Below are 16,336 nucleotides of genomic sequence, written 5' to 3'. Positions count from 1 at the left end.
GGGCACTGCCAGTGGATTCTAGAGGCCTAGCGCGGCTTCATTCTCAAACGGTCCTACCACGGTGATCACACGATCCTTGGCCGCCAGTTCCTGAGCCAGTTGCTGCACGTCCTGGGCAGTGACTGCATTGACGCGGGACAGGGCTTCGTCGATATCTTGGAATTCGCCGGTAATCATTTCTGCCCGGCCCAAACGGGACATGCGGCTTCCGGGATCCTCCAAGGCCAGCACCGTTCCCCCGGATAGTTGGCCCTTGGCCTGCGCCAATTCAGACTCGCTGATGCCGTCCTTGGCCAAGCGATCCAACTCGTCGCCGAGCAACCCGATAACTTGAGCCGCCTTGGCCGGGGCGCAACCTGCGTACATGCCAAAGTATCCGGCATCCGTATAGGCGGCGGAGAAGGAGTAGGTCGAGTACACCAGTCCGCGCTTCTCCCGGATTTCCTGGAACAAGCGGGAGCTCATGCCGCCGCCGAGCACAGCGTTCAGCACCGCTAGCACCTGGCGCCGGTCGTCGTGGCCGGTGATGCCCGAGCAGCCCATGATGATATTGGCTTGCTCGCCCGGGCGGTTGATGACGTCCAGCCCGGCCTTCGAGGTGATCTGTGCCGGCTCGCCCATGCGGCGTGGCTCCGGCACTGCCATCGGGTCCAGTTCCCAGCCAGCTTCAGCCAGCGCCTTGAGAACCAGCTCGCACAGCTTGTCGTGCTCCAGGGAACCTGCGGCAGTAACAATCAGCTCGCTTGGGCGGTAGTGCGCACGGTAGTGCTCCATGACTGCCTCGCGGGAGATCTCCATGATCTCTTCTGGAGTTCCGCCAATAGGCCGTCCCAGCGGGTGATCGCCCAGGACGTTGGCAACGAAGCGCTCGTGGGCGACGTCCATCGCGTCATCTGCATCCATGGCAAGTTCTTCGATGATCACCCCGCGCTCCTGCTCCAGTTCCTGCGGATCGATCACCGCTGAGGTGACCATGTCAGCGATGACCTCCAGCGCCATCGGCAGATCCGTGTCAAGCACCCGGGCGTAATAGCAGGTCGATTCCTTGGCGGTGGCTGCGTTCGATTCGCCGCCCACTGCGTCGAAGGACTGGGCAATTTCCAAGGCGGTTCGCTTTGCAGTGCCCTTGAAGAGCAAGTGCTCCAGGAAGTGGGTGGAGCCGTAGTGTCCTGCTTCCTCGTCGCGGGAACCGACCGGAACCCAGAATCCCACAGTAGTGGACCGCTGTCCGGGCATCGCTTCCGTCAGGACTCGTACGCCACCAGGCAGGATGCTGCGCCGGACTTCAGAGCCGCCTTCGCCGCGGTGGACCAACGTCGGGTCCGCCGGGTCAATCGGAGAAAACTGCGTGGTCTCCACCGAATGCAACGGCAATGGAATCATGGCCACGAATATACGTCCTTAATTCGTCGAGAATAGCGATTTCAAGCTAAGTACACTGTCTTTCATTCTCCCATAGAAACGCTATTTGAAGGCAATAGCTCATTGGTGATGGAGCCATCACATTCTGGGAGATTACGAGATCGAACCGCTGCTATCGAAATACCGTCATGCAGATTTGCAGGTCATGTCGCATCGAGATATCCGCGTTTCGCGGCATCAGCGCACACTGGGGTCCGCCGCGCTGGGTCGCTGGAGGCACAGGCAAGGTAAACGGTGTTCGCGGCATCTTCTGTACTCAATTCCGGATATCCCATCGATCCGGGATTATAGGAGACAGCAGTGCTCCACTCATCGAGGTCCTTGCAAGCACTAAGCGACTTTTTCTCGGCTTCGCCGATCATCTCTTGGGATGATTCAGGATCGGACCAGGCTTGGTTCTGCCGCTGGATTGCCGATTGGCATTCCTTGCCGATGCTGGATGTCCTTGCCGCATCGAAATTCATGCATCCACTAACAGCCAACGACATGGCGCCCAGTACTGATGCCAAGGAAAGAACTCTGCGCATGGTCTTCATGCTAGCGCCTGCTCGCAGTGATTCTGCGGCTTATTTACGGCTTGGCGCCTGCCTTTCTGCCAGGCCAGGAAACAGCCAAGCAAGAAAAAATCCCGCGCGTCCCCAACAGAACACACGGGATTTCCAGTTCACAAGCTACTGCTTAGGCAATCTTGGAACGATCGAACGCGTCAAGGCTAATGCCTTGTTCCAAGACGACCTTCGCCCATTCGCGAGCCGAGTGCAGTGAATGGTCACGGTAATTGCCGCAGCTCACGGCTTCGGTTCCCGGAACATCCTCCCAGGTAACCTTCTCGGCAATGTCTTCCAGCGAGCTCTTGATAGCAGCGGCGACAACCGCCGGGGTCGGTTCGCCCCACAGGATCATATGGAAGCCGGTGCGGCAGCCAAATGGGGAGAAATCGATCAGGCCATCAATGCGGGTACGCAGCAAACCAGCCATGGTGTGCTCGATGGTGTGCAGGCCAGCCGTTGGAATCTCGCCGTGGTTTGGCTGGACTAGACGGATGTCGTAGTTGGTGATGGCATCGCCCTTGGGACCGTGTTCCACCCCGATTTTGCGCACATACGGCGCCTTCACCTTGGTGTGGTCCAGTGCAAAGCTTTCAACTTCAGCAAGTTCAATATCACTCATATGCAAAGTCTATCTGCTCACCGTCTGGCGAATCGAGACCTCAGTGAAGGAGGTAACCGATAGACTTCTTAGGACGTTCGGGGCAGCACTCCCCGAGCCGATTTCTTTAGAGGGGAAGTTCATGTCGGACCAGAAGTCCTTGCTCGTCTTTGCGCACGCAGACGAAGCCGTAGCCTTTGCAGATGTCGAGCACCTCGTTTCCGGTGTTGGCAAGATCAACGCATCGGTAGCCTTGGCTGGAGTGCTCGCTGAGGGCAACATCAAGAACGTTGTAGTACTGGGCACCGCCGGCGTTGTAGGTCATGCCGGTGAAGATCGCCCGAGCCTGGACACCATTTACCAGGTCACCAAGCTGATCCAGCACGATTTCCCGCTGCCTTCGGCGGATGTGGATCCCGCAGGTGAAATTCTGCTTCCTGATTTCCAGGCCACCATGGCTACCGGTGACGTTTTTGTTTCCAATGACGAACAGCGCATCCACATCAAGTCTTTGGGCGCCTCGCTGGTCGATATGGAAGGCTACGCCTACGCCAGCATCTGCCAGCGGTTCAACGTACCGTTGCAGATCTTCAAGATCCCCTCCGATTACGCCGATGATTCGGCGTCGATCGACGAATGGGATGACATCGCCAAGCAGAAGAGCGTCCAGCTGCGCGAGTTCTTCGACAAGCGCCTGATCTTCTAACCATAACAACTCAGTGAAGCAAGAGGACTGCTGCCTAACAGGTCGGCAGCAACGGCAGATCTGGCGATTTCTATGACGAATGCGATGCTTTCGACAACAATGAAAGCTTCGCTCTACTGGACAGGCTCATGTCTCAAACTAGAGTAATGATTTTCTGAGAGACTTTGAGACAATGTATGCAAACATTTCTGATTATCGTTTTGGCGAAATTCGATAGTACGATTAGTTAGTCATCCACGAACAAATCGGACTTCCACTCCAATCTCGGACGCAGGGAATTAGTCTCGATTCCTTGTTCACAATCAGGGGAATCTTTGAAAAACAAGCTACTGGCGGGCACCGCATTGAGCCTTACGGCTATTTTGTCTTTAACTTCGTGTGCATCTGGTGATGCTCAGCAAAATGGAGACCAGCAAAACACTGGAGGCGGATTCGTTACCGCAGCTTGCACTGTCATAGACTATGCAACGATTTTCTCATTTTCATCCTGTGGATCCGGAGATCCGTCAGCCTCTCCCCATGTCAGTGGTGACGCTTCCGGAAACGCAGATTCTTCCGCAGTCGATTCCGATCCGGACTTCGATGGAAAATCCCCTTCGACTACAGACGTGGCCGAATCAGTGAATGACAACGATGGAAAGATCGGGCAAAAACTCGTTAATGGCGGCGTGTCTCTGACTGTCCAAAAGGCCGAAATTGTCGAAACGATTCCAATGAATCGCACTGGCTACGAAACGGGCACAGAGTACGGCAAGGTTACCCATGAAAAGCCTGAGGAGGGTGGCAAGTTTTTGCGAATAGACACCAAAGTCGAAAATAGCAGTAACGTCTCCATGGATCTGACTTGCGCTTGGCCCATCGATGCCAAGGCCCTAGATTCCAATGACCGCGAATTCGACGCGATCGACGACCTTTACTACTTGGAAAATAACCCTGAATGCAATAAGGCGTTACAACCAGGCTTTGAAGCAGACATGAGTTACATCTATTTAATTCCACAAGATGCCGCCGCAACTAAGTTTAAATTCCGAGATCCGGCAGACGAATCCAACTTTGACTACACCACGGTAGCTTTCGACCAACCCCTAAAGTAAGACTCTATCTGGAGCCTACGCTCGGATGACTGGACTGAACAAAGATGTGTAACCTACTGCCTGATGGCGATCTGTTCCCCTGAAATGCGGCCGTGTTCCCTTAACGACACTGCGGATTCATAAGAACGATTCAATTTTGCGGTTGGTAACTTTTTTGACGCGACCATGAAATGGAGCATCCAGTCGTAGCGTTGATCCTTCACGCAAAATTCAAGAACTGGTAGACCAATGGGAACAAGTCCCTTATGGGAACTAGAAATCGCTTGTGGAGAATCCAGAGATTTTAGGGCAGTTGGTGGCCAGCGCGATTCCTGATTTCTAATCCCGATGGCCAGGGCAATCTCCCTGATGGTCTGGATCATGAACAGGGAGACGGAACTCGTATGATCGCATTCCAGAGCGTCAGGACCCGTTCTCGTAACGACTGCAATTTTCGCAACAGGCAGATACGGTAATTTTTACTCATTAAACCGCGAATAGATTGAGTTAATTACTGTTATCTACAAGTATACCCGAGTAGACTATTAATTGATTCAGAACTATCCAAGGAGTACATCAATGGAGAACCCGCTCGACCTCGGCTCACCTGCATCCCCACAGGTAGATAATCCACTGGCGCTGGTACCACCGGCACCGCCAGCCGAGGTTCAGGTTCATGCTCCTGAGAAGGTCGGCGGCATCATCTTGGTAGATGCTGAAGCACAACAGAAACATGCGAAGACTGCCGAGGCTTTTCTTGATGACCTCCTAACTGCCTCCTTGCAGAGCCCAGAGTTCCAGAGGAAATTGGCACAGTTGACCCATCTGGGCGAAGGCACAATGCAGGCCACAGCCTCAGCATCCAACCGGATGCTAAAGAGGCCAGCTGCTGCCCTCGCGGCTAGTGGAGAAGATCCAGCATCGCGCACAGGAAAGACCCTGGTGGAGCTTCGCCAAATCATTACCGAGCTAGACCCAAAGCGTCATGATCTAAGTGGAAGTAAACGCATCTTCCGCTTCCTCCCCGGAGGTGGGGCAGTACAACGATATTTCATGAAGTACGAGTCGGCACAAGAACAACTCGATGCCATTACAAAGGCTCTAAAAGGTGGGCAAGACGAACTTCGCCAAGACAATGCCGCCGTCCAAACCGAACGAGATGGACTTTGGGCATCGATGGGCCAACTTGCCAATTACGCTGTACTCGCAAGCCACTTAGGGAGCGGACTTGAACAGCGGATTGCAGGACTACGAAACGACGGCAAGACAGAGGATGCCGCAACTTTGGAAGCCGATGCCCTGTTTTACGTCCGACAGCGCCACCAAGATTTGTTAACCCAGTTAGCGGTATCCGTTCAGGGATATCTCGCGCTCGACGTTGTCAAGAAAAATAATTCGGAGCTCATTAAAGGTGTGGATCGTGCACTCGACACCACTCTCGCCGCGCTACGAGTGGCAGTCATAGTCGCGCAGGCTCTGGCCCAACAGAAAATTGTGCTAGCCCAGATCGATGCCCTCAACTCAACCACGTCAGACATAATCGTATCGACCTCCGAGCTGCTTCGCTCGCAGGGCACCGCTATACATATGAATGCTACCCGTGCAACAGTTGACCCGAATAAGCTGCAACAAGCATTCGACAATGTTTACCAAGCTATGGACGAGATCGACAGGTACAAGATTGAGTCTGCACAGTCGATGAAACAGACTGTCCAGACGTTGGAGGGCCAGGTCCTCCGCGCGCAACGTCAGATTGAGCGTAGCCACGCTGCGGACGCGTCCACTTCAGCCGTAGAAAGGGCATAGTGTTGTCACGCCTTACACCAGGGAACATCGTCAAAATAGGACTTGTGGTTCTCCTTTTTCCGCTGGTTGCCTTCCTCGTACTATTAATCGGACTGGGTGCCAAGAATAAGAAGGTGATTCTTGAGGGCAGCATCTATGCTGTGGTCTTCTTTATCGCTCTTTCTCTGCCTGGCGATATTTCAGCATTTGCTGGTTTAGGGTCAATGGCGTTCGCAGCGGTCCGATCTTATATGCTTCGTGATCTCTGGCTCCCTAAGCGTAGTCAGAAAGCGCAAGTGGAAAAACCACACCATTCCTTTGAAATGACCCTTGTATCCGAAGCCGGCAAGGGGCACGCAATAGCTCCTTCGACGTCGGAGAGCCCCGAGACATTGTCAAGTGCTCTGAAAGTCGTAAGTTCACGAGCCAAACAGAATAAGGATCGGCTTCCCGCTGACACATATGTGACCATTCTAGAGACCTGCCAGTTGTTGGACTCGATTATTGATGCCGAAAATCTGGATCCCAGTTCCGACGTACGGTTTCAATACGAGCTGAGAGCCGTCGTAAGAGAGTACCTACCTGCCGTCCTGCAGGGATATCTCGCCATACCACTGAGTATGGTCGACGACCGGCAGCCGAACGGCAAGACACCAAATGAAGAACTGATGGAACAGCTTCAGCTACTTGAGGCGCAAGCTGAAACGCTTTATGCTACTCGCCACCGGCAATCCTCTGTGGATTTGACCACGACGGGTAATTTCCTAAGAGAGCGTTTTGGGCACCATCTTCAGGATGGGTTCGACTTTGGAATAAAGTAAATCTCATATTCGGAAATGTTTCACTCATAGCAGAGGATTAGAATTCCGAGGATGCAAGATTGAATTTCTAAATTATCGCTTCCGGAGATATCGGTGACGAAACTGCATGGAGGCATCAGTGAGACTTGATGCCTCCATTTAACTTTTAAGCTTGTTTTCTCTCAGGACATCGGTAACACTTCAACATTTAAAGTGGCTCTTCAGAAATAAGAGTGTAGCCAGCTGAACCCAGCACCCCGGATCCCGGGCATGTCGAAAACCTAAAAAAGTCGAGGTCTTCGCGAAGAATGGAAGTTACCACACTACCCATCATCGAAAGACCTCGACAGTGCACCAGTCTACCTTCACCGCGTCGGACCTCACGACTTTCACCCGCCTCGACGACTTGGGGCTGACCGCGATCGGCCAGAACATCACGGATGCGAAAGCCGAAATCCTCTGCGAAGTCACCACCCCGGATCCGTGGTGCCGCAGCTGCGGGTGCAAAGGCTCACCGCGGGATACAGTCATCCGACGCATCGCCCACGCACCCTTCGGGTGGCGGCCCACCGTTCTGGTCATCAAGCACCGACGCTACCGGTGCATCACCTGCCACCATGTGTGGCGCGAGGACCTCTCCGGCGCGGTGGCGCCACGCCAGAAAATCAGCCGCACCGGCCTCATGTGGGCGCTGGCCGGGCTGGTCTGCCAGCACTTATCCGTCTCCCGTATTGCCGAAGGCCTCGGAGTGGCCTGGAATACCGCCAACGACGCAGTACTGTCCGAAGGACAACGGTTGCTCATCAGTGACCCGGCACGGTTTGACGGGGTCAAAGTACTCGGTGTTGACGAGCATGTCTGGCGGCATACCCGCACCGGGGACAAGTACGTGACGGTGATCGTGGACCTGACCGCGGTCTGCGATGGCACTGGGACGGGTCTGCTGAAGGTTTGGTTGACACCAAGGTTTATGCTGCCAGAGCGACAGACTCGATCATTCTAGCCTCAAACTGAACCGGGGTCAGTTTCCCCAAACGTCGTTGCTTCCGCTTGCGGTGATACTTCCCCTCCAACCATCCAATAATGGCCAGGCGAAGTTGTTGGCGGGAGGACCACCAGCGGCGGTCCAGCACGTTCTACTGCAACAGACTGAAAAACGACTCCATGGCCGCATTGTCACCGGCTGCCCCGGCCCGGCCCATCGAACCGACCAGCCCGTGACGCTCCAGCGCTTGAGTGAATTTCCTGGACCGGAACTGGCTGCCGCGGTGACTGTGGACTGTGACTCCGCGCGGGTGGCCACGGTGCGCCACAGCCATTTCCACGGCGTTGACGGCCAGGTGGGCCTTCATCCTCGAATCAATCGAGTACCCCACGATCCGGTTACTGAACACGTCCTTAATCGCGCACAGGTATAGCTTTCCCTCGCCCGTGTCGTGCGAGGGTGTTATCGGTCAGCCACAACTGGTTAGGCCGTTCGGCGGTGAAGTTCCGCTGCACCAAGTCGTCATGCACCGCAGGGCCCGCCGGAACGTGCTTGCGCTGGCGTTGGCTGATCACTGAGCGGATCCCTGCCTTGCGGCATAATCGCCAGACCCGGCGCTCGGAAATTTGGTATCCGGCGTCTTCTAGATCATCGGCCAACACCCGGTACCCGCCCTCGGGATCTTCCTCGTGAAGCTCGTGCAGTTTGCCGATCAACTCCCGCTCTTCGATTTCCCGGGCGGAGACAGGGTTCTTCAACCACTTGTAGTACGCTTGGGTGCTGAATCCCAAGACCCGACACGCCACTGCCACTTTGAATATGTTTCCTACCTGTTCTGGCGGCTAATTCTTGATTGATGCGGGCCCATTATTTTGGGGAACGGATATGCGGCTGGGAGAGGTAGGCTGCGGCGTTGCGCAGCACTTCGTTCTCGATTTCGAGCTCGCGGATGCGTTTGAGCGTTTGGGACATTTCCTTGCGTTCGTCAGCATCGGAGGATGGGGTCATGCCGTGGGATTGGTAGCGGGCATCGCGGACCCAGGTTTGCAGTGCGGTCTTTGAGACGCCCGGATCCGCGGAGACTTGCTTCTGGGATATCCCCGATTCGACGAGAGCGACGGCGTCTTTCTTGAATTCTTCGGTGAAGATTCTTGGCATGGTTTTTGTTCCTTCGTTTGAGCATAACCTTAGCTGGGTTATGCGGTCGAAGTGTCAACCAAACCTTCAGCAGACCCAGACATGAAAGCCCATGAGGTGGTGCGGCAGATTTTCACCGCGCCAGCGGACGCTTCCCCTGCCTCGCGGGTGTGCGGGGGCGTGCTTGACCCGATGCCACCCGGGCGGCAGGCCAAGGTATTGGGCGGAGTTATCTGTACTGCTCATCGCCACGCAGACCGCGCTCCCGGGCACGGATCGAGTGCTGCGATGCCGTGTAACAACACTGTAAACTGTCGCGATTGCACATTGACTGTTGTCTCGTGGAACCTTTCGGAGCTATCTTCTGTCTCGTTGATCTTTGGTGGCGCATCTTTTCCTGCCATGAAAAGCATTGGCGGACCGCCCGGCAAGTTAGGAACGGGGCTCTTGTCATCGATCAATACAAAGTCCTCATGTTCGAAGGTATGTTGATTTTTGTTAGCGAGAAATACCATAAATGTCTTCGTACCCATCTCATCCACCAGCTCTTTGTGTATCGGAGTCCGTTAACCATTAGGAATGGGAAAGCGACTCTGAACTTCGGTTCCTGAAAGTAGGTATATTCTGCTAGCCGTTGCGCAAAAGCGGAAGTGGAGCGGTGCATCCTCGGCTTTGTTCGTTCGGGATCGTATCGCAAGTTATCGTTGAAAAGGCTCGACGTAGCAGTGAGTCCGGGGCTCCCTGGCGTAAACTCACCTCAAGAAAATGTCTTGCTCAGCCGCCACCGCTTTGAGCGGCCGACTAGGAAAGTAATGCCTTCATGCTGCGAACGGGGGGGCATAAGGAGGATTCATGGGAAGAGCACTGAACTACGCAAAGCAGTCGCTGCGCGGAATCTGGTTCCGGGCCACAGTATTCACCGTAGCTGGAATCCTTCTGGCCATCGCCGCACCAGCACTGGGCAATCTCATTCCGGCGAACCTGCTGGAAGCGCTCGGCAACGATGCCGCCGCGACGCTATTGCAGATCCTGGCCACGTCGATGCTGGCTGTCACGACGTTTTCCCTGACCACGATGGTCTCGGCATACTCCACTGCCACGCAAATCGGTACTCCCCGCTCCATCCAGCTGCTGATTGCCGACCGGACCTCGCATACTGCCCTGTCTACCTTCGTGGGGGCTTTCGCATTCTCCATCGTCGGGATCATCGCGTTGTCCTTGGATGTCTATTCCAGCTCGGAAAAAGCGCTGCTGCTGTTGGGAACCATCCTGGTCATTGCCGTGGTGCTGGTGACCTTGCTGCGCTGGATCTCGTTCCTCACCACTTTCGGCCGCATGGCCGACATCATCGACCGGGTCGGCGATGCCGCCTCACAGGCCATGTCGGACTACGCCGAGCAGCCGCTGCTCGGCGGACGGCTGTGGGTTGATCCGCCTACGACTGCCATCCCGCTGGAATGCGACCATCCAGGATTCGTGGTCAAGGTCGACGTGGCAGCTCTGCAGCGCATTGCCGAGCAGGAAAACTGCCAGTTCTGGGTCGAACGCCGCCCAGGCTCAAGGATCTTTGCCGGGCACCCCATTGCGTACCTGAGCGGCAAGGTGTCGGAAGAGAGCCAGGAAGCGATCCAGCGGGCCTTCGTGATCGCCAACCACCGGACTTTCGAACAGGACCCGCGGCTCGGGCTGCTCGCGCTGTCGGAAATTTCCAGCAAGTCGCTCTCCCCCGGAATCAATGATCCGGGAACCGCCATCGAGGTCCTGGAAGCAACGCACCGCGTACTGGACATCGCCATGCAGGCAAGGATTCCGGATTCCCCGGACGCCGGGCGGGTCCACCTTCGCCTGCTTGAGCCGCAGGACATGCTCCAGGATGCCTTCCGGGCGACCTCGCGCGATGGCGCTTCGGACGTCGAAGTCATGATGCGGATCCAAAAGGAACTCGGTGCCCTGATTGCGCGCTCCGATGCCCCCTGGACGGCAGTCTTGAAGGCTCAGGCAAAGGATTCCTTCGCCCGGGCCGAGCGGGCACTGGAGCTGGAGGAGGATCGCCGCGAGGTTGAAGTCCTGCACTTCGAGGCGCTGAACGCCACCGGCATCAGCAAGGATGCGGCACCCGCGTAGGCGCTGACCTGCCAGCCATGCCAATCAAGCTGGTCTGAAGAGAAGGAAAACCCCGATTCACCAAAGTGAATCGGGGTTTTCCTGCAGGAATCTAAAGACTACTCAGCAGCTACTGCTTCTTCAGCTTCTTCCTCGACGACTGGAGCCAGCGACAGCTTGCCACGGTCATCGATCTTGGTGATCTCCACCTGCAGCTTCTGGCCAACGCCGACGACGTCTTCGACGTCCTCGACACGCTTGCCGTCGTTGATCTTGCGCAGCTCGGAGATGTGCAGCAGGCCGTCCTTGCCCGGGGTCAGCGAAACGAACGCACCGAAGGTGGTCAGCTTCACGACGGTGCCCAGGTAGCGCTCGCCGACCTCAGGAACCTGAGGGTTGGCGATGGCGTTGATGGCCGAACGGGCAGCCTCGGCGGATTCGCCGTTGGTTGCGCCGATCAGCACGGTGCCGTCATCCTCGATCGAGATGTCAGCGCCGGTGTCTTCCTGGATCTGGTTGATCATCTTGCCCTTAGGGCCGATGACCTCGCCGATCTTGTCCACTGGAATCTTCACCGAGATGATGCGCGGGGCGTTCACATTCAGCTCATCCGGAGCGTCGATGGCCTGGTTCAGCACGTTCAGGATGTGCAGGCGTGCTTCGCGAGCCTGGGTCAGCGCGGCGGCCAGCACCGAAGCCGGAATGCCATCCAGCTTGGTGTCCAGCTGGATCGCGGTCACGAACTCGGAGGTACCTGCAACCTTGAAGTCCATGTCGCCCATGGCGTCTTCGGCGCCGAGGATATCGGTCAGGGCAGCGTAACGGGTTTCGCCGTCAACGGTGTCCGAAACCAGGCCCATGGCGATGCCTGCGACAGCGGCCTTCAGCGGCACGCCGGCGTTCAGCAGCGACAGGGTCGAGGCGCAGACCGAGCCCATGGAGGTCGAGCCGTTGGAGCCCAGTGCCTCGGAGACCTGGCGGATAGCGTATGGGAATTCCTCGCGGCTTGGCAGCACTGGAACCAGCGCGCGCTCTGCCAGTGCACCGTGGCCGATTTCGCGTCGCTTCGGCGAACCAACACGGCCGGTCTCGCCGGTCGAGTATGGCGGGAAGTTGTAGTTGTGCATGTAGCGCTTGGACTTCACTGGGGACAGCGAGTCGATCTGCTGCTCCATCTTCAGCATGTTCAAGGTGGTGACGCCCATGATCTGGGTTTCGCCACGCTCGAAGATGGCCGAACCATGCACGCGAGGCAGCACCTCGACCTCGGCGGACAGCTGGCGGATGTCAGCCAGGCCGCGGCCGTCGATGCGGATCTGCTCGGTCAGGATGCGCTGGCGCACGATGTGCTTAGTCACCGCACCGAAGGCCTTGGAGATTTCGGATTCGCGGCCTTCGAAAGCGTTGCCTTCGCCAGCCAGCGATGCCAGGATCTCGTCCTTGTAGTCGCTTGCGGCGTTGTCGCGCTCCTGCTTGTCAGCGATGGTGTAGATCTCTGCCAGGCGGGTCGAAGCGGCAGCCTCGACAGCGGTGAAGGCATCTTCTTCGTAATCGCGGAAGACTGGGAACTCAACGGTTTCCTTGGCAGCGCGGGCTGCCAGGTCAGCTTGGGCCTCGCACAGGACCTTGATGAATGGCTTGGCAGCCTCGAGGCCTTCGGCCACAACCTCTTCGGTTGGAGCCTGGGCGCCGCGTTCCTTGATCAGTTCCCAAGCGTTGTCGGTAGCTTCGGCTTCCACCATCATGATGGCAACGTCATCGCCGGCGATGCGGCCGGCAACAACCATGTTGAAGACAGCATTCTTCAGCTCGGAGTGCTTAGGGAAAGCAACCCACTGCGCACCGTTTCCGTCGTCAACCAGTGCAACGCGAACGCCACCGATTGGGCCGGAGAATGGCAGGCCCGACAGCTGGGTGGACATCGACGAAGCGTTGATTGCCACGACGTCGTACAGCTCATCCGGCTCGATGGACAGGACGGTGACGACAACCTGGACCTCGTTGCGCAGGCCCTTGACGAAGGCTGGGCGCAGCGGGCGGTCCATCAGGCGGCAAGCCAGGATGGCTTCGGTCGATGGGCGGCCTTCGCGGCGGAAGAAGCTGCCCGGGATGCGGCCGGCAGCGTACATGCGCTCCTCGACGTCCACGGTCAGCGGGAAGAAGTCGAAGCCTTCGCGCGGGTGCTTGCCGGCGGTAGTTGCCGAGAGCAGCGCGGTCTCTTCGTCGATGTAGACCATTGCCGAGCCAGCAGCCTGCTTGGCGAGGCGGCCGGTTTCGAAGCGAATGGTGCGGGTACCGTAGCGGCCGTTGTCGATCAGCGCTTCGGCGAATTGGATTTCTGGACCCTCCATTAAGGGGGTGCTCCTTTCGATCGCTCCCACATGGTGGATGAGCGAACCGTATAGCCCTACCCAGATCTGGTCTTCGATCGAGACCCGCGCTGGGGCAGCTATTTGCCCTAGCGAAAGTCACTACCGAGGACCGGGAAACTGGCGGTCGGGACCAACGGTCAGTCAGTCCTGGGAGTTATTTTCATTCGGGGCCCGCACAGAACATGCAGACCCATGTACTAGCCTACCGGGAATTGGCAAAAGACGCAGTTCTTGAGCGATGGGCGCGTGCTGGCCCCGGCTCCGCTGCATGCCGCGAACTCGGAGGAAGGAAATTTACTCAGACCGGGATTATTCATAGCCTGCCGATTGTTGTTCTCCATGGGCCACGCCCTGATGGACTGCGGCGATCGCCGCAGCCCAGAACATTGCCAGTCGCAACCCGCAAGACAAAGGAAATACCCTGATGGCAACTATGGTCAACGCATACGCAGCGCACTCTGCGGCTGAAGGACTCATCCCGACACAGATTGAGCGCCGTGCTGTAGGTCCGCACGACGTCTTGATTGACATCAAGTTCTCCGGCATCTGCCACTCCGATATCCACACGGTCCGCGGTGAATGGGGAAACCAGAACTATCCGCTGGTCCCGGGCCACGAAATAGCTGGCATCGTCACCGAAGTCGGCTCAGCAGTCACCAAGCACAAGCTGGGCGATCGCGTTGGCGTGGGCTGCCTAGTCAATTCCTGCATGGAATGCGAAAACTGCCTGGCTGGCGACCAGCAGTTCTGCGAGCAGAGCGTGGGAACCTACGGTTCGCTCGACCGTGATGGCAGCATGACCCAGGGCGGCTATGCAACGCACGTCGTGGTTGACGAGAACTTCGCCTTGAACATCCCCGAAGGCATCTCCTTGGATGTCGCCGCACCCCTGCTCTGCGCCGGCATCACCACCTTCTCCCCGCTGAAGCACTGGGGTGCAGGACCGGGCAAGAAGGTTGCCGTGGTGGGACTCGGCGGCTTGGGCCATATGGCAGTCAAGCTCGCCAGTGCCATGGGCGCTGAGGTCACCGTGCTGTCGCAATCGCTGAAGAAGAGGGAGGACGGCCTGAAGCTGGGCGCCAGCGATTACCGGGCCACCAGCGACGAGAACACCTTCAAGGATCTGCGCAAGAGCTTCGATCTGATCATCAACACCGTCAGCGCCTCGATCGACATCAGCTCCTACCTCGGACTGCTGCGCGTGAACGGCACCTTGGTCAACGTTGGCGCGCCGGCTGAACCATTGCCGGTCAACGCCTTTGCTTTGATCGGCGGACGCCGTTCCTTCGCCGGTTCGCAGATCGGCGGCATCGAAGAAACCCAGGAAATGCTGGACTTCTGTGCCGAACATGGAATTGGCGCAGAAATCGAGGTCATCGATGCCACGCAGATCAACGAGGCCTACGAGCGCGTGCTGGCGTCCGACGTCCGATACCGCTTCGTGATCGATACCGCGACGCTGGCCTAGCCTAGCGATCCCAACGCACGCGCATCACGGGAACGGCGCCGGTGCTGCCTCTGCATTGCAGGGCGGAACCGGCGCCGTTTCCTTTCTGCCGGACTAGCGGCTATTCGCCGCGGCGCGAGCGTCGCGTGCGGGGACTGCCCGTTTGGTTCCCGAGCTCCGTGACACCTGCTGTTGTGGCGGGCGCGGGCAAGATCGCCTTTATCTCGGCGAGCTCGGCCTGCAGCTGCACCACCGTACCGCGGAGATTCAGCATCTCCTTCCGGCGCCGGCGGGCAGCCCGGAAAGTCCGGATCATAATGGCAATGATCAATGGAATGGCCACGAGCAGTGCCCAGCCGCTGCGCGTAAAGAAGTCGAGAGCCACCGGCAGGGCCTGCCTGAATTCCCAGAAGGAGTTCACTCCCCCGGCGATTGCTTCCAAAGCCGATTCCAGGGGAACCAGTTGCTGGCCCACGATCGGGGTTCCGGATAGTTCCGGTGCGCTCACCGGGGGCTCGCCTGCGGTCCACCGCGGATCACCCAGCCGTTTCAGGATATAGATCCCGGCGCCGGCGTTGAGAGTAGCGAACAGGAGCACCGAGGCAAGCGCGACAGCCACCAGTTGGCGCCGGCGCCATAAACCCACAGCGACGGCAAAGGCCAGCACCAAAATCCAAATCCACAGTCGAAGTTGTTCAAGGCCAATGCCGGTCAAAATATCCATGAATCTTGCCTTATTATTCTTGGCCGTCACGGCCCCCAATTGCGTGGGAATTTATCCCATGCAAATAGCGTATCCCCGGTAGCGGACAATCCGCCGCTTGGCTGGTTGACGGAACTTGAAATCGAGATGGCCAGAAGGTTCTGTGGCATCTCTGGCATCAGATGAGGTGGCCTAGCCTCCCATGCCTAATCCCCGAGTCGTGTTGGCCACCAGCTCTTGCCCAGAAGCTGGTTCCCGTTGCCGCGACGGTCCATCTTCTGGGTTAATAGGTCTGGGTCTGCTAATCGGCGGATCATCCGAACCCCGGAGGCAGGCATTGACGGAACCCAATTTCGCTGAGTACTACTGGGAGTTCCTTGAACGGGGAACTATCTTGGCAGTGACGCTCAGCGGTCCGGCCAATCTCCGATTGATGGATCCAGAGAATTTCGCGGCATTCCAAGACGGAGAAAAATTCGAATCGTACGGTGGGCTGGCACGCCGGGCACCCTACCGGATCAAGGTGCCCAAATCCGGGCCCTGGTTTCTCGCGATCGATTTGGCAGGTCTTGGCGTGCGCGGGGTACGCCACGAAGTCAGCGTCGTACCTCCACAGAAGCTGGAGGCGAGGCGCACTTCCCGTGACTAGCCGGA

General features: G+C 57.4%; 14 protein-coding genes and 2 pseudogenes. 8 read left to right on the top strand and 8 right to left on the bottom strand.

Annotated elements, in window-relative coordinates; translation table 11 throughout:
- Positions 1 to 18 precede the first annotated feature (18 nt).
- The 3 genes from BKX98_RS07960 to BKX98_RS07955 form a co-directional block, all read right to left on the bottom strand.
- A complete protein-coding gene (locus BKX98_RS07960) occupies positions 19 to 1,389 on the bottom strand; it encodes a M16 family metallopeptidase (RefSeq protein ID WP_369826772.1) in 1,371 nt (456 codons plus the stop codon).
- A 176-nt stretch (positions 1,390 to 1,565) separates the two neighbouring features.
- Positions 1,566 to 1,958 carry a hypothetical protein gene (locus BKX98_RS16820; protein WP_143181061.1) on the bottom strand — a complete coding sequence of 131 codons (393 nt, stop codon included), beginning with the start codon at positions 1,956 to 1,958 and terminating at the stop codon, positions 1,566 to 1,568.
- A 142-nt stretch (positions 1,959 to 2,100) separates the two neighbouring features.
- Complete coding sequence (locus BKX98_RS07955; RefSeq protein ID WP_038989613.1) at positions 2,101 to 2,592, bottom strand: S-ribosylhomocysteine lyase; 492 nt, start codon at positions 2,590 to 2,592, stop codon at positions 2,101 to 2,103.
- A 121-nt stretch (positions 2,593 to 2,713) separates the two neighbouring features.
- Between BKX98_RS07955 and BKX98_RS07950 the strand changes: the two genes are divergently transcribed.
- Both BKX98_RS07950 and BKX98_RS16815 read left to right on the top strand, forming a co-directional pair.
- A complete protein-coding gene (locus BKX98_RS07950) occupies positions 2,714 to 3,277 on the top strand; it encodes a purine-nucleoside phosphorylase (RefSeq protein WP_073706779.1) in 564 nt (187 codons plus the stop codon).
- Between the two features lie 314 nt (positions 3,278 to 3,591).
- Complete coding sequence (locus BKX98_RS16815; protein ID WP_143181060.1) at positions 3,592 to 4,371, top strand: DUF4352 domain-containing protein; 780 nt, start codon at positions 3,592 to 3,594, stop codon at positions 4,369 to 4,371.
- 53 nt (positions 4,372 to 4,424) lie between these two features.
- Here BKX98_RS16815 and BKX98_RS16810 read toward each other — a convergent pair whose 3' ends face one another.
- Complete coding sequence (locus BKX98_RS16810; protein WP_143181059.1) at positions 4,425 to 4,733, bottom strand: hypothetical protein; 309 nt, start codon at positions 4,731 to 4,733, stop codon at positions 4,425 to 4,427.
- 196 nt (positions 4,734 to 4,929) lie between these two features.
- Here BKX98_RS16810 and BKX98_RS07940 point away from each other — a divergent pair, with 196 nt between their 5' ends.
- From BKX98_RS07940 to BKX98_RS07930, 3 genes and pseudogenes are all read left to right on the top strand, one after another.
- Entirely contained in the window at positions 4,930 to 6,156 is a 1,227-nt protein-coding gene (locus BKX98_RS07940) for a toxic anion resistance protein (RefSeq protein WP_073706777.1), read from the top strand.
- A complete protein-coding gene (locus tag BKX98_RS07935) occupies positions 6,156 to 6,956 on the top strand; it encodes a hypothetical protein (protein WP_073706776.1) in 801 nt (266 codons plus the stop codon). The genes BKX98_RS07940 and BKX98_RS07935 overlap by 1 nt, the downstream gene beginning before the upstream one ends.
- 328 nt (positions 6,957 to 7,284) lie before the next feature.
- Positions 7,285 to 7,881 (top strand): annotated as a pseudogene (locus tag BKX98_RS07930) (ISL3 family transposase); the annotation flags it as partial.
- A gap of 22 nt (positions 7,882 to 7,903) precedes the next feature.
- Here the strand turns inward: BKX98_RS07930 and BKX98_RS07925 are convergent.
- Together BKX98_RS07925 and BKX98_RS16805 are read right to left on the bottom strand one after the other, a co-directional pair.
- Positions 7,904 to 9,078 (bottom strand): annotated as a pseudogene (locus BKX98_RS07925) (IS3 family transposase).
- A gap of 221 nt (positions 9,079 to 9,299) precedes the next feature.
- Entirely contained in the window at positions 9,300 to 9,599 is a 300-nt protein-coding gene (locus BKX98_RS16805; protein ID WP_143181058.1) for a hypothetical protein, read from the bottom strand.
- Positions 9,600 to 9,909: 310 nt separating this feature from the next.
- Here BKX98_RS16805 and BKX98_RS07910 point away from each other — a divergent pair, with 310 nt between their 5' ends.
- Positions 9,910 to 11,181 (top strand): DUF2254 domain-containing protein, encoded by a 1,272-nt coding sequence (locus BKX98_RS07910; RefSeq protein WP_073706773.1) that lies wholly within the window; start codon positions 9,910 to 9,912, stop codon positions 11,179 to 11,181.
- A 98-nt stretch (positions 11,182 to 11,279) separates the two neighbouring features.
- Here BKX98_RS07910 and BKX98_RS07905 read toward each other — a convergent pair whose 3' ends face one another.
- Positions 11,280 to 13,511 (bottom strand): polyribonucleotide nucleotidyltransferase, encoded by a 2,232-nt coding sequence (locus BKX98_RS07905; RefSeq protein WP_073706772.1) that lies wholly within the window; start codon positions 13,509 to 13,511, stop codon positions 11,280 to 11,282.
- A gap of 445 nt (positions 13,512 to 13,956) precedes the next feature.
- Here BKX98_RS07905 and BKX98_RS07900 point away from each other — a divergent pair, with 445 nt between their 5' ends.
- Complete coding sequence (locus BKX98_RS07900; RefSeq protein WP_073706771.1) at positions 13,957 to 15,000, top strand: NAD(P)-dependent alcohol dehydrogenase; 1,044 nt, start codon at positions 13,957 to 13,959, stop codon at positions 14,998 to 15,000.
- A gap of 100 nt (positions 15,001 to 15,100) precedes the next feature.
- Here the strand turns inward: BKX98_RS07900 and BKX98_RS07895 are convergent, their stop codons facing one another.
- Positions 15,101 to 15,703: a hypothetical protein gene (locus BKX98_RS07895; protein ID WP_052253492.1), complete on the bottom strand. Its 603-nt coding sequence runs from the start codon at positions 15,701 to 15,703 to the stop codon at positions 15,101 to 15,103.
- Positions 15,704 to 16,019: 316 nt separating this feature from the next.
- On the opposite strand from BKX98_RS07895, the gene BKX98_RS07890 reads away from it, so the two are divergent.
- Positions 16,020 to 16,331, top strand: coding sequence for a DUF1883 domain-containing protein (locus tag BKX98_RS07890; RefSeq protein ID WP_038989631.1), 312 nt, complete (start codon positions 16,020 to 16,022; stop codon positions 16,329 to 16,331).
- The last annotated feature ends 5 nt before the right edge of the window (positions 16,332 to 16,336 follow it).

Origin of the sequence: Glutamicibacter sp. 0426, from assembly GCF_001906485.1 — a bacterium.
Classification (GTDB): Bacteria; Actinomycetota; Actinomycetes; order Actinomycetales; family Micrococcaceae; genus Glutamicibacter; species Glutamicibacter nicotianae.
Note: the sequence above shows the minus strand (reverse complement) of the source record. Positions and strands in the feature narration are given on the sequence as shown.